The following is a 20,179-nucleotide window of genomic DNA, read 5'->3' on the forward strand; positions in this document are numbered from 1 at the left end:
CCGCCCGTGCGCGGTCATGACCGCCGCGTCGTGCCCGCCCCCTCGGGCTTCGTCACGGGCTTCCGCCCAAACAACCTGGTCCAGCCAACGCGGATGCCGCTGACGGATGTCACGATCCCCGCGATCGACAACAGCCAGAGCAATATGTCCCACAAGGGCCGCTGCCGGGTCAGCACGTTCAGATCCCATTTGTGCAGCAGGTCGAACAGCCAGCGATAGACCCGGCCCCGCGCGTCGATGTCACCGAGCACGGCACCGGTGCGAAGATCGATATGGACCCAGGTGCCCGCCGCATCGTCGAACTTGACGCGCAGCACGGGCAGTGGCGGTTGCTCGTCAATGCCGTACCAGTAGCTGTCGGGCGCGGTCAGCCGCTCGACCGCGACGATGCGGGCATTCGGCACCAGGACGGCCGCCGCGGCCCGTATCCCGGCCTCGCTCGGTTTTATCGGGGCGAAGGTGACGGCGTCCATCACGACGAATCCGGATGGCGCGCCTTGCGCGACGAGCATCGCCCTTCCGGCCAGCCAGCGCAGCTCGATCCGATGTGCTCCCGGCGCCGCCGCGGCCAGCCGCCCGAGCGGCAGGGCCGGCGGCGCGCCCGGCCGTTCATAGCCGGCGAGCGCCGAGTCCCCGACGCCGCCGCTCGCGAAGATCCGGAAAGGATCGACCGACAGCCATCCGCTGAAGATCCAGGCGAGCAGGAACGGACCCCCGACCAGGCCGGCGATATGGTGCCAGCGCATCCAGCCCCGATAGGGCGTCATCCGACCATCGCGGAAGCGGCGCCGACCCGGGCGGGTCCGCAGCACGCCGATCCACAGCCCGGCCACCGCGCCCAGAATGCAGGGCCCCGAGACCCACATCACGACCTGCCGCCAGGCGGCATTGTCCTGCCGCAGGATCGTCGGATAGAGCCAGTGCGGGACCGAGCCGAGCCAGTTCCAGAAGCGTTCATGGGCATTGGTATCGAGCACCACCGCCCCGTTGCGCGACGAAACATAGAGCACCCGCCCGCCAGCCCCCGCCAGCGACAGCTTCCACAGCGGCCGGTGCCGGTCATAGCTGCCCGGGACGGTCCATTGGTCGCGCATGATCAGGGATTGCGACGTCGTCGGGACGCCGGCGAACAGTTCGGCGGCGCGCCGGGCCTCGTCCCGGCCCGCGACGCCCAGCCGGCGGCCGTCAGCGGCCCCGATATCGATCTCATCGCCGAGCGCGGGAAGGACGCGCCAGACGGCGCGGTCGGCGCGCATCTCGAGCGAAAGGGCGCGCGGCGGAGCATCGAGCCCCGCCGCGCGCAGTGCCTGTCCGGGGGAGAAACGGACCAGGGACCAGTCGATCGGCGGCAGGCCCGCCAGCCGCTCGGCCTTTCCCAGCGCGGGAAAGGGCACGTAGATCATCACGAGACCCGACAGGAACCACATCGCGAAGAACAGGCAGCTCACGATGCCGATCCAGCGATGAGTCAAATACAGCCAGCGCTTGAGCCGATGGCCCAGCCGCTTGGTCGGCTCAGAAGCGGACACGAAACGCGACCTCGACCGATCGCGGACGGCCAAGCAGCCATTGCTCGTCATTATAGGTGGTGGCCGCATAATCCTTGTCGAACAGATTATAGATCCGCGCATCCACGGCGATATTGTCGGTTACCGCATAGCTCAGCCCGGCATCGACCACGGCATAGCCCGGCACCCGGAACCGGTTCCCATCGTCGGAGAAGCGGCGGCCGACATAACGCAGGCCGGCGCGCGCCTGGACCTTCTTCATGCCGCTCCAGGTCAGCCAGAGATTGGCCGCCGTCTCGGGAACGCCCGGCGGGGTGTTGCCGGTGTAGCTGGTGCCGCCGCTGATGAAGTCGTCATAGTTCGCATCGAGCACCGTACCGTTGGCGTCGATCCCGAAGCTGCCGGGCAGCGCGAGCGACAGGGATGCCTCGATGCCCTTGGCCGAGCGCTGGCCGATCTGTTCGACCGGGCTCGTCGGCGTGCGCTGCGCGACGAGGTTCTTCTTGACGATGCGATAGGCGGCAAGCGTGGCCGAGCCGCGCCCGCCGAGGAAGCTCGCCTTGATCCCCGCCTCCACCTGGTCGCCGGTCGCGTTGGTGAAGAAGAATTGCGCGCCGCTGGTCGTATAGGTCGTCAGCGTGCCGAGCGGATCGACCCCGGTGGAATATTGGGCGTAGAGCGAGACGGTCGGAATCGGCTGATAGACCGCGCCGACGCGCCATGTCGTGTTGGACATCTCCCGCGCCGTCTGGCCCAGCGGAAAGGCATTGACCTCGCTCACCGCCCCGCCCGCTCCATAGACGAAATTATAGCGCGTCACCCGGTCCCGCTCGTGCCGGACGCCGGCGACCAGCGAAAACCGCTCGCTCAGCTTCAGGCGATCCTCGGCGAACAGGCTGAATTCGGCGGTGCGGGTGCGATAGCGCGGGGCGATGCCCTGGGTATCGAGAAACAGGCCCGGCGCCGGATTGAACGGATCGACCTGATCCTCCTGCAGGTCCGACCCGAAATCATGCGAATAGGTGAGATTGATCAGATTGGCGTCGAAACCGACAACAAGATCGTTCGACAGCCCGCCGCCGATCGGTGTGGCGATCCTGACCGTGCCCTGGTCGCCCCATTGGGTCTGATCATGGACGATGCCGTAATTGTCGGTGCGGTAGATCAGGCCCGGCGTCTGCGGATCGCCATTATAGCCATTGGGGCAAAAGCCGTCGGCGGCGACCGCGCAATAGCTTTCGAGATTGCGCCACAAGCGCTTGCTGGTGAGCCGATAGGCGGTGTTGCTGATCGTGACGGCGTCGCTGACGCCCCATTCCAGCGCAAGCGTGGTGCGGTTGTCGCGGAAGTGCATCGCCGAATCCGCGACATTGTAATTCTCGTCCCGAATGCGCGGGTCGAGCGCACCGTCGATCAACGGCGTGCCGAAATAGCGCATGGGACGCTGATCGCCATAATCATGCCGCAAGGTCAGCGAGAACCTGTCGGTCGGGGCGAAGCGCAACGCGCCGGACAGCGCCAGGCTGCTCGATCGTCCACGATCGACATAGCCGTCCGACTGCCGGTAGCTGGCATCGATCCGGTACGACAGAACGGAATTGATCGGCCCGCCCGCGCCGGCGGCGAGGTGCCAGCTATTCTGCGAGCCATAGCCTGCCTCCGCCTGGAGTTCGGTACGCTTCCCGTTCGGCACCTTGGTGATGATGTTGACCGCGCCGCCGAGCGCGCCCTGACCATAAAGGACCGATGCCGGGCCGCTCAGCACCTCGATCCGGTCGATATTCCAGGGATCGGTCGGGAAGGTGATGGTGCCCGCCACGGGAAACAGCCGGATCCCGTCGACGAGCTGAAGCACCGAGCCCTGTCCGCTGAACCCGCGCGCCGCGAGCGCGGTGGAGCCGTTGCCGGGGTTGGCGACGCTGGTGAAACCGGGCGCGCGGGTGACGGCATCGACGATGGTGAGGTCAGCTCGGGCACGCACCTCGTCGCCGTCGAGTTGCGCGATGCTCGCTGGCGTCTCGAGCGCCGTCAGGCCAAGCCGACTGCCGGTTGAGGTAGGGGTGACGAGCCTGTCGGTAAGCCCGACCACCACGATGTCTTCCCCGCTGCGGTCCCGCGGCGGGACCTCCTGGCCATGTGCCTGAGTCGCGGCGCCCAGCGCCAGCAGGGCGCAAACGCCGCGGGCCGTGGTGCCGGCGCGATTGGTGAAATCCATGATACTTCCCCCCCATTTGGTTTCTGTGGGGATCGGCCTTGCAAGGGAGGCGGGGCGCCGCCAGTTCATAACGGTTGCGACGATCGTTCGTAACGTTGCGCCCGGAGCGGTAACGGGCGGCTCGCCTTCGCTATCGAAACGTCGCTCTCGGCAAGATAGAACAGGGCCGATGAAGCTGATCGCGCTCCCCCTGGTTCTCGGTTGCCTGACCTCGGCACTGGCCGCGCCCGACAGTGGCCGGGCGGCGCAGATAGGTGACGCGGTGAACGTCGCCGCCGGCCGATACATGGCCGACCAATGTCATGTCGGCCTGTCCGTGGTGGCGCGGATCGGCGGCCGATCGTACCTCTTCGATTACGGCTCGACCCGCCGGGATCGCGTGGAACGGCCGACACCCGACAGCGTCTATGAGCTGGCATCGGTGACCAAGACCTTCACCGGAGCCCTGGCGGCCCGCGCAGTGACCGAGCGGCGCATGAAGCTGGACGATGATTTCCGTGCCTATCTGCCGGAGCGCTATCCGAATCTGGCCATGGACGGGCGATCCTTCACCCTGCGGGACCTGGCGACCCACACGTCCGGGCTGCAGCGCGACTTGCCCGACAGCGACGCCCTGATGGCGCGGCCCGACTATGACCGTATCGGCGATCAGCTGGCTGCGCTGAACAAGGGATTCGGACGAGCCCGGTCGCTCGCGGCGCTCCGCCGCGTCACGCTTCGCACGACACCGGGCACCAGCTTCGCCTATTCGAACATCGGCATCCGCGTGATCGGCTATGGACTGGAAACGGTGTACCGCGCGCCGCTCGACCGGCTGCTCCAGCGCGACATCCTCGGCCCGCTGAAGATGGCGGATACCGGCTTCGCGCTGACCCCAGGCATGCGCCGGCGCCTGGTGACGCCGTACAGCCGCACCGCCCATGTCCAGCCCTATCACGACGGCAGCGCGGGCGCCGCTTATGGTCTCTATTCGACTCCACGGGACATGGCGCGCTATCTCGCATGGCAGCTCGACGAGCGCGATCCCGTCATCGCCCTGGCGCACCGATCGATCCGCGGTACGCCGAGCGACGGACAGGGGCTGATCTGGAATATCGGCGAAGACGATGGGGCGCCGATGCTCTGGCATGGCGGCGGAACGTTCGGCGAGACCAGCCAGATGGTCCTCTATCCCAGGGAGCAAGCAGGTTTTGTCCTGCTGGCCAACGACGCCTGTGAGGGCAGCGAAACGGCATTGAAGAACCTGGCGATCTCCATCCGCCGCGCATTGGGTGCTGCTGAGCGAGGTCCTGGCGGCCGAAGGACTCGATCAAATGATCGCGGCTGAGCTCGTCACGCGCCCCGGTTCCGCTCCACCCCGATCAGCATCGACAGCATCAGCGATCCGCCGGGCGGGAGCAGGTCGAACAGCGCGCCCGGCCGATTGAACGCGTCGGGGAGGTGGCTGACCGGTTCAAGGCAGCAAAAGCGCTCGCCCTGCGGATGGAAGAGGTGCAGGTCGCGCGCACCCTCGGCGGTCAGGCGGACGACATGGTCGCCGCGGTCGAGCGTCGCGAATCCGTCCCATTGCTCGTAACTATGATCGATGAAGCCGGCGTCGGAGATCGAGGCGCCCGCCACCCAGTCGCCGAAATGGTCGACGGCGGCCGGCGCGCTCGGGATCTGGACGTCGTCGGTCAACCACAGCCGCGCCGCGTTCAGGCGAAGGCGGGTTCCCGGCGGAATCGCGAAATAGGGGTGCAGGCCGATGCCCGCGGGCATGGGCTCGCGCGACGCGTTGGCGAGGGTCAGGATCACGCGCAGCCCATCCCCGCCCAGTTCGAACAATTGCTCGGCGCGGTAGCGCCACGGCCAGCCATCGCCGCCGTCATGGACGTGCGTCAGCCGGGCCCGATCCGCGCCGGCTTCGACCACCTCCCAAGGGCGCTGCCAGCCGAAGCCGTGCAGACTATTGGGGTGGTCGCCGAAATTGAGCGGCAGCGCGACGTCGCGCCCGCCAAAGCTGAAACGCCCCCCGGCGATGCGATTGGCATAAGGGACGAGCGGGAAACAGGCGCTGTGCAGCGGGTCGGTGGCGCCATCCGCCGTGGGGCGGAGAATGTCGGTGCCCTTGTAGCGCAGGGCGCCGATCGCGCCCCCGAGCGCGGGGAGGAGCGTCAGCGCCCACCCCGCGCCCGAAAGCTCGATCATCTCAGCCTTCCATGTCCTCGAGCTCGCGGCCGCGCGTCTCGTTGATCATCGCCCTCACGAAGAAGAAGGAGATCAGCGCGCTCGCGGCATAGAAGCCATAGGTGATCGGCAGGCCGACCCCGCTGGCGAGCGCCGGGAAGCTGACCGAGATGGCGAAGTTGGCGATCCACTGAGCAAAGCCCGAAACCGCGAGGCCGGAGCCCCGGATCTGGTTCGGGAACATCTCGCCAAGCATCACCCACATCACCGGCCCCCAGCTGAGGTTGAAGAAGATGACGTAGAGATTGGCGGCGACCAGCGCGACCGTGCCGACCCCGTCCGCCATGTGCAGCTTGCCGTCGACGAAGATCGCGGTGGAGAAGCACCACGCCATGATCGCAAGCGTCACCGCCATGCCGGCCGAGCCGACCAGCAGCAGCGGCTTGCGGCCGATCCGGTCGATCGTGGCGATGGTGAACAGGCAGGCGAGGATCGACAGGCTGCCCGACAGGATGTTGATCAGCAGCGCGTCATTCTCGCTGAAGCCGACCGCCTGCCACAGCACCGATCCGTAATAGAAGACGATGTTGATGCCGACGAGCTGCTGGAACACGGCGAGGCCGATGCCCGCCCAGACGATCTTGCGGACTCGGCCGTTCGCATCGAGCAGGTCGCTGAACTTGGGACGATGATGGTCGGCGGCAAAGCTCTCGCGGATCTCGCGGACCTTCTCACCGGCAAAGGCGCTGCCGAACAATTTGGTCAGCACGGTGCCGGCCTCGGCATCGCGGCCCTTGAGCATCAGATAGCGCGGGCTTTCCGGGATGAGCAGCAGCGCCAGGAAATAGATGCCGGCGGGAATGACCTGCATCCAGAACATCCAGCGCCAGGCCGGATAGCCGAGCCAGAAGGTCTCGGTCGACGCGCCGGCCGTGGCGGCCAGCCAATAGTTGGAGAGGAACGCGCCGGTAAGGCCGGCGATGATCATGACCTGCTGAACGCTCGACAGCCGGCCGCGGATCGCCGCGGGGGTGACCTCGCTGATATAGACGGGCGAGATGACGCTGGCCGCGCCGACCGCGAGGCCGGCGACGAAGCGCGCCGCGATGAACAGTTCTTCCGACCCTGCGGCACCGGCGAGGATCGCGCTGCCGATGAAGATCAGCGCCGCGCTCATCATCACCGCGCGGCGGCCGAACAGGTCGGCCAGGCGGCCGGCAAGGAAGGCGCCAACGGCGCAACCGGGCAGGAGCGCGGCAACCGCTACGCCCAGCGACAGGTCGCTGAGGTTGAAGGCGGCGCGCAACCCGTCCTGCGTGCCGTTGATCACGCCGCTGTCATAGCCGAACATGAATCCGCCGATCGTCGCCACCGCGACGATCAGGGCGATGAACCCGTTGTTCGCCTGCTCCGTGCCTCTACTTGCCATCGTCTAATCCCCTCTCCATTTTTCTTTTCGTCTCAGGCGGTCAGCTGGAAACCACCGCCTCGGCGACCGGCAGGCCCGGCACGTCGACATCGAACGCGAACAGGTCTCCGGCCTCAGGCTGCCCCGCCAGAGCGGCCGCGTCCAGCCCTTTGCGTGCGGTCGTGACGTACGCTGTCATCAGGTCGGGCCCGCCAAACGCGATCTTGGTGACGTTCGACACCGGCAGCCTGACCGTTTCGAGCAATGCGCCGTCCGGTGCATAGCGGCGCACGCCCCAGCCGAAGAACAGGCCGGTCCAGACACAGCCCTGGCTGTCGACCACCGGACCGTCGGGATAGCCCGCACCCTCCTCGATCGTCGCGAAGACTCGCATCGCGCCGAGCGATCCGTCGTCATTGACCGCGACCGCGTGGATGATCTTGCCGAGCGTATCGGTGTGATAGAGCATCCTGCCGTCGGGCGAGACGGCCGGGCCGTTGGTGATGCACACCGGCGGCAGGCCGGTATCCTTCACGCCGGCCGTATCGAGCGCGTAGAGGCGGCCGGTCAGATCGGTTTCACTGTCGTCCATCGAGCCGAACAGGATGCGGCCGCGCGCATCGGTGGTCGCGTCGTTGAGGCGGTTGCCGGGCAGATGCGCCTCCGGCGCATGCAGCGGGGTGAAGCCGCCGGTCGCCGGATCGAACCGCTCCACACCGCGCTGCAGCCCGGCGATGAAGCCCCCGCCGCGTTCGGGCAGGACCCAGCCGATCTGCGAGGGCGCGTCCCAGTGCTTCAGATCGCCGCTGGCGGGGTCGAAGCGGTAGATCCGCTGCTCCTTGATATCGACGAACCACAGCGCGTTTTCGCGCGCGACCCAGACGGGTCCTTCGCCCAGCGTCGCCCCGACGCCGCACACCCGGCGCGGCGCGCCCGCGACCATCTCAGCGCCAGCCGGCATCGACGAAATAATCGTGACCGGTGCACATCCTCGCATCGTCCGAGGCGAGGAACAGCACCAAAGCGGCGACGTCGCCGGGCTGGATGCGGCCGTCGAGGCACTGTGCCGCGACGATCTCCGCTTCGCCTTCGGGCGTGTACCATTTCTCCTGGCGCGGCGTCTGGACGTTGCCGGGCACGATCGTGTTGACGCGGATATTGGCGCGGCCGAGGTCGCGCGCCAGGCTGCGCGTCAGGCCTTCGATCGCCGCCTTGGCCGTCTGGTACAGGACCAGGTCGTTCAGGCCGAGATGCCAGCTGATCGACCCGAAATTGAGGATCACACCGCCGCCCGCGCGCTTCATCGCCGGCACCACCGCTTGCGCCGCGAAGAACTGGTGGCGGAGGTTCACCGCCATGCGCTCGTCCCAATATTCCGGGGTGACGTCGTCGATGGTGTGGCGGTCGTCATTGGCGGCGTTGTTGAGTAATATGTCGACGCCGCCAAGGCCTTGCTCGAGCTCGGCCAATACGCGCTTGAGCGACGCGATGTCGGTCAGGTCGCAGTTGCGATAAAGCGGGGCGTGCTTCGCGCCGGGGATCAGCCGGTCCACCACCGCCTGGCTGGCGGCGTCCGCGATGTCGACGAACGCGACCCTGGCCCCTTGCGCGACGAAGGCCTCGACCAGGCCTTCGCCGATGCCGCTGCCACCACCGGTGATGATGACGCGCTTGTCGGCCAGGCTGGGATAATTTGCGCCGGTTGCCCCAGCGGCTTTTGCCTGCAGCACGGATTCAGTCTCCAATATGGTCGTCATGATGCGGCCAATAGGCCCCGACGCGCGAGATTGCGCATCAGATCGCCGATGCCGAATTGCCAGGGGGGTGCCGCCTTCGAGGTCGTCACGCGGTTGACGAGGCGCCCGATGCGCGGCGTGGAAATCGACACGACATCGCCCGTCTTGTGGGTGAAGCCGTGGTTCGGCACGTCGCGGTCCTGGGTCGGCGCGAACAGCGTGCCGAGGAACAGCACGAAGCCGTCGGGATATTGATGCTCGCTCATCGTGTGGCTGAGCAGCGCCTCGGGATCGCGGCTGATCTGGTTCATCGAGCTGGTGCCGGTCAGGCGGTACCCCTCGGGCCCTTCGATCAGCAGCTCGACTTCGGCCTGGCGGACATCGTCGAGCGTGAAGCCTGCGTCGAACAGCCGGACGAACGGGCCGAGTGCGCAGGAGGCATTATTATCCTTCGCCTTGCCGAGCAGCAGCGCCGAGCGGCCTTCGAAGTCGCGCAGATTGACGTCGTTGCCGAGCGTCGCGCCGACCGCGGCACCGGTCGAATCGGCGAGCATCACGATCTCGGGCTCGGGGTTGTTCCAGGTGGAGTCGGAACGGACGCCGATCTCGCCGCCATAACCGATGGTCGAGAGCACGGGGGATTTGGTGAAGACCTCGGCATCGGGGCCGATCGCGACTTCGAGATATTGCGACCACATGCCGTCTTCGATCAGCGCGGTCTTCATCGCGGCTGCCTCGGGCGAGCCCGGCACGACCGCGCGCAGGCTGCCGCCGATGATGTCCTCGAGCCGGGCGCGGACATCGGCCGCAGCACCCGCATCGCCGCGGGCGCGCTCCTCGATCACGCGTTCCAGCGCGGAGACGGCGAAGGTCACGCCGGCTGCCTTGACGCATTGCAGGTCGATCGGGCTGAGCAGGCGCAGCGCCGCCCCTTCGCCCACGCCAAGGCCGAGCGACTCGAGGTCGCCGAGCGCCACGCCGGCGCTCGCATCGAACGCCTTGTCCTCAATCAATGCCGAAACCGTCGGCGCCACTGTCGCCATGTCGTGCACGACGCCACCGGCGATCAGGACCGGGCTCGGCCCTTCCGCGCTGGCGATCCGGCCGACAAACAGACCCTCGCGCCAATCCGCTGGCAGCGCATCCGCCACCGCAAAGCCCCCGTCAGACATCCCGCTCCGCTCAACCACGTTATTGATAGCGCTACCATTGAGCGCCATGGATGCCCTGTCAAGGCCTGGAATGGCATGGAAACGCGGAGAGAGGTGTGCAAAACCGGCGCGAAGGTCACCGGTAACGTGGGCGGTCGAACCAGTCGGCGAAATCATCCCATGCTTCGGTCACAGGGTCAGGAAAGACGGCCCTACGTTTTTCGAGGAACGCCCCGACGCCTTCGCGCGCATCCGCGCTGGCGCCGCGCAACCACATGACCCGGCTTTCGAGGCGGTGCGCATCCATCGGATGCTGCGCGCCGAGGCCGGCCCAGAGCATCCGGCGCATCACCGATATCGAGACCGGCGCGCTTTCCGCCGTCAGGTCGCGCGCGAGAGTTCGGGCGGCGGGGAGCAGGTCTTCGGGCGCGTGGACGCTGCGGATCAGGCCGCCGCGGAGCGCCTCGGCCGCATCGAACAGACGCGCCGAATAGCACCATTCGAGCGCCTGGCCGATGCCGACCAGGCGCGGCAGGAACCAGGTCGAGGCCGCTTCGGGCACGATCCCGCGCCGGGCGAAGACGAAACCGAATCGCGCCGTGTCGCTCGCCAGGCGGAAATCCATCGGCAGGGTCATCGTCGCGCCGACGCCGACCGCCGGGCCGTTGATCGCGCCGATCACGGGTTTGCGCGAGTCGAAGATGCGCAAGCTCAGCATGCCGCCGCCGTCGCGCACCGCCGGGTTCGACCAGTCGACGCCGCCGTCCTGGTCCACCGGCGACGCGCCGTCGGCCCAGCGGCCGCCGCGCTTCTCGTAATCGAAGGTCGCGCCGCCTTCCGACAGATCGGCGCCGGCGCAATAGGCCCGGCCGCTGCCGGTGACGATCACCGCGCGGACGGCATCGTCCGCATCGGTTGCGTCGAACGCAGCGAGCATGTCGTCGAGCATCGCCTTGTTGAAGGCGTTGAGTTTGTCCGGCCGGTCGAGCGTGATCGTGGCGATCCCCTCCGCATCCGTTTCCAGCCGGATCGTCGCGAAGTCCCGGCTCATGCCGCCGGGCACTTCGCCCCGCTTTCGACCCATGCTTTGGTCAGCGCGCCGAACTCTGCCTGGGTGCCGGGCGCCGGGGTGCGGCCCTTGCCCGGGTTCCAGCCCCAGCCGACCAGCACATCGGATGTGTTGTGCTCGATCAGCTGGTCGAGCGTCTTGTGGCCGTTGCGTGCCGGATCCTTGATCTGCTCGCAAATTTCGGCGAGCGACTTGCCCTCCCATGCCATCGAGATCGGTGCCAGGCTCCATTTGCGATTGCCGGGAATGCTGCCTTCGCCATTGGCGAAGGTGACGTTCTCGCGGCCGTGGCAGGTGGTGCATTCCATGCCCGACGCCCCGAAATTATACGGTCCGCGCGCCACCGGCGGGCTGTGCGGGTGCATGTCGTCGTCCTGGAGCGGCCGATCGGTACGCGGGTGGCAGTTGATGCAGCGCGGGCTCTGGATGACCTTGCCCATTTCGCGGAACAGGGCGACCGAGCGGGCATCCTTGTCGGCGATGCCGGCAAAGGCGGCCGGAGCCTTGAGCGCCGGCGGCGCCTCGCGCGCGACCAGGGCGACCGGCAGGGCGATAATCGCCACGCCAAGGGCGAGAAGGCGCGGGTTCATGCATTCTCTCCATGCGCGAAGGGAAGCCGGCGGACCGCCTTGCCCGTCAACCTGCGCCAGGCATTGGCGACGGCGGGGGCAAGCGGCGGCAGGCCGGGTTCGCCCACCCCGGTCGGATTCTCGCCCGACTTGATGATGGCGACCTCGACATCCGGCATCTCGCCGATCCGCAGCGAGCGATAGGTATCGAAATTGCCCTGCGCCACACGGCCGCCCTCGCCGAGGGTCAGCTCGCTGTAGAGCGCATGGCCGAGGCCGTAGCCGATCCCGCCTTCGAGCTGCGCACGGATGACGTTGGGGTTGACCGCGATGCCGCAATCGACCGCCGCCCAGATCTTGTGGACCTTGGGCAGCCCATCGGCGCCCTTCGACACCTCGGCGACCTGAGCGACATAGCTGCCGAAGCTCTTGTGCGCGGCGATGCCGAAGGCGCGGCCCTCGGCTGGCTTGCGGCCCCAGTCCGCCATCTCGGCGACGCGCTTCAACACGCCCTTGGCGCGGTCCTCCTTCATCAATGCGATGCGGCCTTCGACGGCATCCTTGCCGCCGAGCGCGAGCAGTTCGTCGAGGAAGGTCTCGACCGCATAGGCGGTATGGGTGTTGCCCACCGAGCGCCACCAGAGCGTCGGCACGCCATTCTCCATGATATGGCTGCCGACCCGGTAATTGGGCCAGGCATAGCTGCTCTGCGCCACGCCCTCGACGATCGATTCGTCGATGCCGTCCTTGATCCCCATCGCGGCCATCGGCGTGTTGGCGAAGAAGGATTGCGCGGCGACGACATGGTCCCAGCCGACCAGATCGCCCTTGGCATCGATCCCGCCCTTGACCCGATGCACGACCAGCGGGCGGTAGCGCCCGCCGCGGATATCATTCTCACGGCTCCAGACATATTTGACCGGCGCCTGGGGATAGGCCTTGGCGGCGAGCGCCGCTTCCACCGCGAAATCCTGGTCGGGCGTCGCGCGCCGGCCAAACGAGCCGCCGGCGAACTGCTCATGCAGCGTTATGCCCTCGAACGGGATGCCCAGCGCCTTGGCCATGGCCTGCATGTCGCCGACCTGGAACTGGCTGCCCATCCAGACATCGGCCCTGTTCTTGTCGGGGCCCTTGCCCAGCTCGATCACCGCATCCATCGGCTCCATCGGGCCGTGCGCGAGGAACGGGAAGACATAGGTCGCCTCGATCGTCTTCGCCGCGCCGGCGAGCGCGGCGGCGACATCGCCCTTGACCTCGACCTGCTTGCCCGGCGTCGCGGCGGCGGCCTTGTAGGTCCTGACCAGATCCTCGGTCGAGCGCTTCTCGGCCTTGCTTAAGTCCCATTCGACCTTGAGGGCGCTGCGGCCCTTCATCGCGGCGAACGTATCCTTGGCATAGACCACCACGCCCTGCGGGATCGTCTCGACCGCGACCACGCCTGGCACGGCCAATGCCGCTACCTTGTCGACCGACTTCACGGTGCCGCCGAACGCCGGCGGATGAAGGATGGCGGTGTTGACCATGCCGGGCCGCGATATGTCCATGGTGAACATCGCGGTGCCGTTCGACTTGGCGAGGCTGTCGATCTTGGGCACGTCGGTGCCGATCAGGGTGAACTGATCGGGCGTCTTCAGCACCGGCTTTTCCGGCACCGGCAACAATGCGGCGTCTGCCGCCAGCTCGCCGAAGCGCGCCTGGTTCTTGCCGTGGCTGACCACGCCCTTCGACACCTTCACCTCGGCGGCGGGCACCTTCCAGCGCTTCGCCGCGGCCTGGACCAGCATCGCACGGGCGGCGGCGCCGGCGTTGCGCATCTGCATCCAGCTGTTCGCGATCGCCGTCGAGCCGCCGGTGCCCATCGTGCCGAACAGGAGATTCTTGTAGAGCGGGTCGTTGGCCGGCGCGAATTCGATGCGCATCTGGCCCCAATCGGCATCGAGCTCATCGGCGACGATCGTGGTGAGGCCGGTGGCGGGTCCCTGGCCGAACTCGATATGCTTGATCACCACGGTGACACTGTCGTCGGCGGCGATGCGGACGAAGGCGTTGGGAGCAAAGGGCGCGCCCGGCGCGGCGGCGGAAGCGGCGCGGCCCATCGGCAAAGCGAGACCGATGACGAGGCCCGACGAGGCGAGGAACTCGCGGCGGCTGGCGGGAGGAAGCGCGGTCATGCCGGCACCGCCGCCGCGTTCGCGGCATCCTTGCCCGCCGCGTTCGCGGCATCCTTGATCGCCTGGCGGATCCGCACATAGGTCGCGCAGCGGCAGATATTGCCGGCCATGCCCTGATCGATATCGGCATCGGTCGGCCTGGGCTTGGCGGCGAGCAGACCGATCGCCGACATGATCTGGCCCGATTGGCAGAAGCCGCATTGGGGCACGTCGATCTTGACCCACGCAGCTTTCACTGCCTCCGCGCGCGCGTCGGTCGCCCCCTCGATCGTCACGACCTTGCGCCCGGCGATGGTGCCGATCGGCGTGACGCAGGAACGGCGGTTCTTGCCGTCGAGATGCACGGTGCACGCCCCGCACTGAGCGATGCCGCAGCCATATTTGGTGCCGGTCAGCTTGAGATGATCGCGCAGCACCCAGAGGAGCGGGGTATCGGGATCGCCGTCGAACGAGGTCTTGACCCCGTTCAGGAGGAACTCGGTCGCCATGCAGCGTCTCCCTTTTTAGCCCGCTCGGTACAGATAAGCGCGGCGCGCCGGGTCGGCAATCGAAACGATCGCCGGTGTAACGGCTTTTTAGGCCGTCCGGGGCCATAGTTCCGGCATTGGAACCCCAAATGCGCAGGTCGGCCTCATTTCCATGCAACGCTTCCCGCTCATCGCCCCCAATCCGCCGCGCCTCAGCGAGCATCTCGACGCGCTGAAGCGAGTCGAGGATTCAGGCGTCTTCAGCAACAACGGCCCCGAGGTCCGCGCGTTCGAGGCCGAGGCGAACGACCGCCTGTTCGGCGGGCATGGCGCAAGCCTGGCCGTCGCCAATGCCACGCTCGGGCTGATCGTCGCGATCCGCGAAGCGGCGGGGCCGGCCGCACCGACCGGCCGCTTCGCCCTGATGCCCGCGCTGACCTTCGCCGCGACGGCGCAGGCGGCGATCTGGGCCGGACTCACCCCGCTGATCTGCGATGTGGATCCGGAGGATTGGGGCGCCTGCCCCACGGCCGAGGAGCGGCTGCTGCGGCAGTATGGCGACAGGATCGCGGTGATCGTTCCCTATGCGACCTTCGGCAACGCGATCGATCTCGACCGCTATGCCTGGCTGCAACGCGAATATGGCGCGGGCGTGGTGGTGGACGCCGCCGCCTCGCTCGGCACGGTCGACGAGTGCGGACTGGGCTTCGGCGCCGACGCACCCTTTGCCGTGGTCTATTCGATGCATGCGACCAAGACCTTCTCGGTGGCGGAGGGCGGCCTGATCCATTCCGGCGACTCGCGGCTGATCGAGGCGCTCCGCCCGATGATCAATTTCGGGTTCCAGAGCGGGCGCAGCGCCACGGTTCCGGGGATCAACGCCAAGCTGCCCGAAATCCTGGGCCTGATGGCGCGCACCAAGCTCGCCGAGATCGAAACGGTCTGCGACAACCGGGCGGCGATCGAGGAGGCGTATCGCGACTCCCTGTTGGGCATGACCTTCCAGCGCGTCTCCGGGCGTCGCCGCGCGAGCCAGTTCATGCCGGTCGTGCTGCCCGAAGCGATGGTGGCGCGCCGCGACACGATCACGGCGGGGCTGGCCGAGGCCGGGATCGGCTGCGGCCGCTATTTCAGCCCCCATCTCGGCGAACAGCCGCTGTTCCGATCGGTCGCCGCGATCGAGCCGACCCCGGTCGCCGACTCGATTTCCGCCCGGCTGCTATCGCTGCCGGTGACCGACGCGATGACGCCGGACGACGCCAGGACGGTCGCGGAGGTGTTCAATCGCCTTTCCGCGGTGCGCACCACCATGCGACCGCCGGCCGAGGCGCGCAGCCTGCCGATCGCCGACATGCTGCTGGTCGGCGGCGGCCCCGCCGGCACAGCCTTGCTTACCGCAGCGACCAAGCAGGGATTGCTGCCAAGGCTGGCGCAATCGGGCCTGGTCGTGGTCGAACGCGAGCATGCGATCGGCGGTGGCTGGCTGGGACGTTACGCGATCAATTCGGACAGCACCGCGACGACCTTTCTGAGCGCGGTGAAGGACAATGTGCACCCCGAGATCGCGGCGATCGCCGACGGTCCGGTCGGCCGCGCCGTCGCCCGGCACGATGGAGTCGAAGGCGTGCCGCTGGTCGAGGCCGGGCGGCTGGTCCGCACGACGGGCGACCGTCTTGCGGGGATCGTCACCGACAATGGCGGCTCGGTGCTGACCGGGCATGAGGTGCTCGGCACGACGCGGACGCGCGAGGGCCTGTGGCGCACCCGGCTCCGCCGCCTGATCGACGGCAATGAATTCGACCGGCTTTCCCGCTCGGTGGTGATCGCGACCGGGGGCTATCAGCCGCTCGATCGGCTCGCCGCCCAGAAGGTGGCGGGCCTGTCGCTGGTGCAGCAAGCCGGCGACCGGCTGGTCCAGTCGGACGAGGTCCTTGTCGAAGGCGGCATGGCCAAGGTCGCCGATCTCCTCTCCGGCAAGCGCAATCCGCGCATCGTGGTGATCGGCGGATCGACCAGTGCGATCGCGACGATGGTGCTGCTGCTGAAGAGCCGCCCCGCCTTCCCGTTCGGCGCGGGTGCCGTCACCCTGCTCCATCGGCGGCCCTTGCGGCCCTTCTATCATTCGGTCGAGGCGGCGCATGCGGAAGGCTTCACCGATTTCGGCCCCGACGACATCTGCCCGGTCAGCGGTTTCGTCTATCGTCTCGGCGGCTTCCGGTTGGAAGCGCGCGAACTGGTGCTGCGCATGCTCGGGGTCGACGGACGCGTGCCCGATCCGCGCGTCGCGATCCACCAGGTGGCGGGCGACGACGATGCGGTAGCGCGCGAGCATCTCGCCACGGCGGATCTGGTGATCGCGGCGATGGGCTATCGCCCCCGCGCCTTGCCGGTCAGCGATGCGAACGGGGTTTCGATCGCGCTCGCCGCGCAGGGCAATGGACCGATGGTCGACCGGCATTGCCGGGTCTGCGACGCCGATGGCGTCCCGATCGCCGGGCTCTACGGCATCGGTCTTGCCGCGGGCTTCGTGCCCTGGGGGGCGCTGGGCGGCGAGCCGAGCTTCCGCGGCCAGGCAAACGGCCTGTGGCAATGGCAGAACGATGTCGGGCTGATGATCGTCAATCAGGTGCTCGACACCAGCGAAAGGGCCGTCGCGTGAGCGATCCCACGACCAGCCCGACCGTCAGTGTCGTCATCGGCGCCTATAACGGCGCCGGCTTGATCGTGGAGACCCTCGAAAGCCTGAAGGCTCAGAGCTTTGGCGATTTCGAGGTGATCGTGGTCGACGATTGCTCGACCGACGATACCATCGCGGTGGTGCGCGGCTTCGACGACCCACGCATCAAGCTGATCGCTGCCGAGCGGAACCAGGGCGTGGTCGCCTCGCGCAATCGCGGAGTCGGTGAAGCGCGGGGCCGCTATATCGCCGCGCTCGACCATGACGATCTCTGCCATCCCGACCGGTTCGCGAAACAGGTCGCCTATCTCGACGCCAATCCCGAAACCGTGCTGGTCGGCACCGCCGCTTCCATCCTGGAAGACGGCATGGTCCTGCCTGGGACGCTCGCGCCGGTCACGACGCCGGCGCTGATCGAATGGCTGCTCAGGATCGAGAATCCGCTGGTCTGGTCCTCGGTGATGCTGCGCACGGACGCCGCACGGCGGCTCGACCCCTTCCAGCGGCCCGACCTGCTCTTCGCCGAGGATTACGACCTCTATCACCGCATCGGCCGGTTGGGCACGATCGCCAGGCTCGACGAGGAATTGACGATCTATCGCCGCCACAGCGGCGGCGCCTCGCAGCGCCATGTCGATGCGATGACCGGCCGTGCCACCGATGTGCTGGCCAGCGCCTATGCCGATCTGTTCGGCGACGCGGCGCGGGAGACCGCCGAGCTGATGGTCAGATATGTCATGGGTCAGCGGCCCGTACCCAATCGCGCGACCTTCCAGCAGGTCGGCGATGCGCTTGTCGCATTGCAGGACGATTTCCTGGAGAGGCATCGGCCGGATTCGAACAGCCGCAGCTTGATCCGGTGGGAAACCGCGCGGCGCTGGGCGCGGATCGGCCGGGCAGGCTTGCGCACCGGCCAGCTCGACCTGGGCGATGCCGTCGCGGTGCGGCCCGATCATCTCGGGCTGGGCTATGCCGGGATAGACGATCTGATCATGTCGCGGCTCGTCGGCACCGCCCGCACCGTACAGCGCAAGCTTGCGGCCCGCGCCGCCGGCTGATCATGGGCAGTTGAACTACCTGCCCCGGGACGTCTATGCCGCGTCGCAGCAAGAAAGGCTGTCCTGGTGCGGATTGCGATCGTCGATGAAAGCGCCGCGCGCGCCGCGGTGATCGAGGAAGGCCTGCGTGACGCGGGCCTGACCGATGTCGCGATCTTCAACGAACGCCTGGGCATCGCCGCGCGGCTCGAAGCGTTCGCGCCCGATGTGGTGTTGATCAACCTGGCCAATCCACACCGCGACGAGCTGGAGGAATTGTTCGCCCTGTCGCGGGCGATGGCGCGCCCGGTCGCGATGTTCGTCGACCAGAGCGATACCGCCGGGATCGAGGCGGCGATCGACGCCGGGGTTTCCGCCTATGTGGTGGATGGCCTCAAGAAGGAACGGATCAAGCCGGTGCTCGAACTCGCGATCCGGCGTTTCCGGGCCTATTCGCGGCTGCGCGCCGAGCTGGACGAGGCGCGCGGCGCGCTGGCCGAGCGCAGGGCGATCGACCAGGCCAAGGCGCTGCTGATGAAGAAGCGCGGGATCGACGAGCCCGCCGCCTATGCCGCGCTACGCAAGGCGGCGATGGATAGCGGCCGGCGGATCGGCGACGTCGCCGACGCGATCGTCACCGCCGACCGGCTGATGGGGGACCTATGAGCAACACGCCGTTCCGCATCGGCTTCCTCCCCCTGGTCGACGCCGCCCTGCCGATCCTGGCGCGCGAACTCGGCTTTGCCGAGGGGGAGCGGATCGACCTGACGCTGGTCCGCGACATGAGCTGGGCGACGGTCAACGACCGGCTGCTCTACGGCCATAGCGATGCGGCGCATCTGATCGCGCCGCTCGCCATCGCGACAACGCTCGGGCTGGGCCGACCGGCGACGCCGATCTCGGTGCCCTTCGTGCTCGGGCTGAACGGCAATGCGATTACGCTGCGCCCCGATCTGGCCGAACAGGTCACGACGGTCGGTCAGCCCGGAGATGTGGCGGCGATCGGCGCGAAGCTGGCGACCGTCGCGCGTGACGGTGGCAGGCGGCTGCGCTTCGGCGTGGTGCATCGCTATTCGAGCCACAACTACATGCTGCGCTACTGGCTGACCGGCTGCGGTATCGACCCGGACCGCGATGTCGAGATCGTCACCGTCGCGCCACCCTTTGCCGCCGATGCGCTGGCGAGCGGCGAGGTCGACGGCATCTGCGTCGGCGAGCCGTGGAACAGCGTCGCGGTCGATCGCGGTGTGGGGGTGATCGTCGCCGTCACCTCGCAGATCTGGCTGCGCGGCGTCGAGAAGGTGCTGGCGATGCGCACCGCGCGGATGGAGGACGATCCCGATCTGACCAACCGCCTGATCCGGGCGCTGTACCGGGCAGGCGTCGCGTTCGTCGATCCGACGCGGCTCGACGAGATTTCCGATATTCTCGCGCGGCCGGACTATCTCGATGGGTCGGCCGCGCTGATCCGCCGCGCCATTTCCGACCAGATATTGTTCGCGCGCGGCTTCCCTGCGATCCATGTGCCCGACTTCATGTTCCAGCACCGCGAGGCGGCGAACTTCCCCTGGGTTAGCCAGGCGGCATGGCTCTATGCCCAGATGTGCCTGGCGGGGCATACCGACGCGAACGACGCGGATTATCATGCAGCGCAGCATGTCTTCCGGCCCGACATCTACCGCGCCGCGCTCCGCCCGCTCGGGGTGCCGCTGCCCGGTGCCAGTTCGAAGCTGGAGGGTGGGATTGCCGACTCGCTAGGCGTGGGAACGACTCAGGGCCGGTTGATTCTCGGCGCCGACCGGTTCTTCGACTCGCGCAGTTTCGATCCCGATGCGCTCGAAAACTACCTGTTGGGGTCGAATCGGCCTTGATTTACGCTGCGATGCAAAAAAGGCTTGCATCGGATCGCGATCCGCGTCAGCTTTCACTCGACCGCCGGATCGCTGCAACGAGGTAGCACCCGGCACCACCGAAAATTCTGGCAAAGTCGCCGTCCGGCACC

General features: G+C 67.6%; 16 protein-coding genes. 5 read left to right on the forward strand and 11 right to left on the reverse strand.

Translation table 11 applies throughout. From position 1 onward, the window contains the following. Positions 1–14 precede the first annotated feature (14 nt). Together AC1RT8_RS23895 and AC1RT8_RS23900 are read right to left on the reverse strand one after the other, a co-directional pair. On the reverse strand, positions 15–1,529 hold the full coding sequence (locus AC1RT8_RS23895) for a PepSY domain-containing protein (protein ID WP_493078978.1): 1,515 nt from the start codon (positions 1,527–1,529) through the stop codon (positions 15–17). Beyond that, a complete protein-coding gene (locus AC1RT8_RS23900) occupies positions 1,516–3,723 on the reverse strand; it encodes a TonB-dependent receptor (RefSeq protein ID WP_493078979.1) in 2,208 nt (735 codons plus the stop codon). The genes AC1RT8_RS23895 and AC1RT8_RS23900 overlap by 14 nt, the downstream gene beginning before the upstream one ends. Before the next feature lie 169 nt (positions 3,724–3,892). Here AC1RT8_RS23900 and AC1RT8_RS23905 point away from each other — a divergent pair, with 169 nt between their 5' ends. Continuing rightward, complete coding sequence (locus AC1RT8_RS23905; protein WP_493078981.1) at positions 3,893–5,050, forward strand: serine hydrolase domain-containing protein; 1,158 nt, start codon at positions 3,893–3,895, stop codon at positions 5,048–5,050. A 5-nt stretch (positions 5,051–5,055) separates the two neighbouring features. On the opposite strand, the gene AC1RT8_RS23910 is transcribed toward AC1RT8_RS23905, so the two are convergent. The 9 genes from AC1RT8_RS23910 to AC1RT8_RS23950 all read right to left on the reverse strand — a co-directional run bounded on the left by AC1RT8_RS23910 (position 5,056) and on the right by AC1RT8_RS23950 (position 14,484). After that, a complete protein-coding gene (locus tag AC1RT8_RS23910; RefSeq protein WP_493078982.1) occupies positions 5,056–5,913 on the reverse strand; it encodes an aldose 1-epimerase in 858 nt (285 codons plus the stop codon). A 1-nt stretch (position 5,914) separates the two neighbouring features. Further along, complete coding sequence (locus tag AC1RT8_RS23915) at positions 5,915–7,321, reverse strand: sugar porter family MFS transporter (RefSeq protein ID WP_493078984.1); 1,407 nt, start codon at positions 7,319–7,321, stop codon at positions 5,915–5,917. A gap of 40 nt (positions 7,322–7,361) precedes the next feature. Then, the gene (locus AC1RT8_RS23920; protein WP_493078985.1) at positions 7,362–8,261 is read right to left on the reverse strand and encodes an SMP-30/gluconolactonase/LRE family protein; all 900 of its coding nucleotides are present in this window, start codon (positions 8,259–8,261) and stop codon (positions 7,362–7,364) included. Beyond that, positions 8,245–9,057, reverse strand: coding sequence for a D-xylose 1-dehydrogenase (gene xylB / locus AC1RT8_RS23925; protein WP_493078986.1), 813 nt, complete (start codon positions 9,055–9,057; stop codon positions 8,245–8,247). Before xylB ends, AC1RT8_RS23920 begins: the two co-directional genes overlap by 17 nt. After that, complete coding sequence (locus tag AC1RT8_RS23930; protein ID WP_493078988.1) at positions 9,054–10,208, reverse strand: fumarylacetoacetate hydrolase family protein; 1,155 nt, start codon at positions 10,206–10,208, stop codon at positions 9,054–9,056. Before AC1RT8_RS23930 ends, xylB begins: the two co-directional genes overlap by 4 nt. 115 nt (positions 10,209–10,323) lie before the next feature. Further along, the gene (locus tag AC1RT8_RS23935) at positions 10,324–11,238 is read right to left on the reverse strand and encodes a crotonase/enoyl-CoA hydratase family protein (RefSeq protein WP_493078989.1); all 915 of its coding nucleotides are present in this window, start codon (positions 11,236–11,238) and stop codon (positions 10,324–10,326) included. Next, positions 11,235–11,846, reverse strand: coding sequence for an Isoquinoline 1-oxidoreductase subunit (locus AC1RT8_RS23940; RefSeq protein ID WP_493078991.1), 612 nt, complete (start codon positions 11,844–11,846; stop codon positions 11,235–11,237). Before AC1RT8_RS23940 ends, AC1RT8_RS23935 begins: the two co-directional genes overlap by 4 nt. Beyond that, a complete protein-coding gene (locus tag AC1RT8_RS23945; protein WP_493078993.1) occupies positions 11,843–13,996 on the reverse strand; it encodes a xanthine dehydrogenase family protein molybdopterin-binding subunit in 2,154 nt (717 codons plus the stop codon). Before AC1RT8_RS23945 ends, AC1RT8_RS23940 begins: the two co-directional genes overlap by 4 nt. Beyond that, positions 13,993–14,484, reverse strand: a complete 492-nt coding sequence (locus tag AC1RT8_RS23950; RefSeq protein WP_493078994.1) for a (2Fe-2S)-binding protein — start codon at positions 14,482–14,484, stop codon at positions 13,993–13,995. Before AC1RT8_RS23950 ends, AC1RT8_RS23945 begins: the two co-directional genes overlap by 4 nt. 151 nt (positions 14,485–14,635) lie before the next feature. Here AC1RT8_RS23950 and AC1RT8_RS23955 point away from each other — a divergent pair, with 151 nt between their 5' ends. From AC1RT8_RS23955 to AC1RT8_RS23970, 4 genes are all read left to right on the forward strand, one after another. Further along, positions 14,636–17,122: a DegT/DnrJ/EryC1/StrS family aminotransferase gene (locus tag AC1RT8_RS23955; RefSeq protein WP_493078995.1), complete on the forward strand. Its 2,487-nt coding sequence runs from the start codon at positions 14,636–14,638 to the stop codon at positions 17,120–17,122. Further along, positions 17,119–18,198: a glycosyltransferase family 2 protein gene (locus tag AC1RT8_RS23960; protein WP_493078997.1), complete on the forward strand. Its 1,080-nt coding sequence runs from the start codon at positions 17,119–17,121 to the stop codon at positions 18,196–18,198. The genes AC1RT8_RS23955 and AC1RT8_RS23960 overlap by 4 nt, the downstream gene beginning before the upstream one ends. 66 nt (positions 18,199–18,264) lie before the next feature. After that, positions 18,265–18,843, forward strand: a complete 579-nt coding sequence (locus tag AC1RT8_RS23965) for an ANTAR domain-containing response regulator (RefSeq protein ID WP_493078998.1) — start codon at positions 18,265–18,267, stop codon at positions 18,841–18,843. Continuing rightward, positions 18,840–20,048, forward strand: a complete 1,209-nt coding sequence (locus AC1RT8_RS23970; protein WP_493078999.1) for an ABC transporter substrate-binding protein — start codon at positions 18,840–18,842, stop codon at positions 20,046–20,048. The genes AC1RT8_RS23965 and AC1RT8_RS23970 overlap by 4 nt, the downstream gene beginning before the upstream one ends. Positions 20,049–20,179 lie beyond the last annotated feature (131 nt).

The organism is Sphingomonas sp. GW821-FHT10F11 (assembly GCF_058809095.1).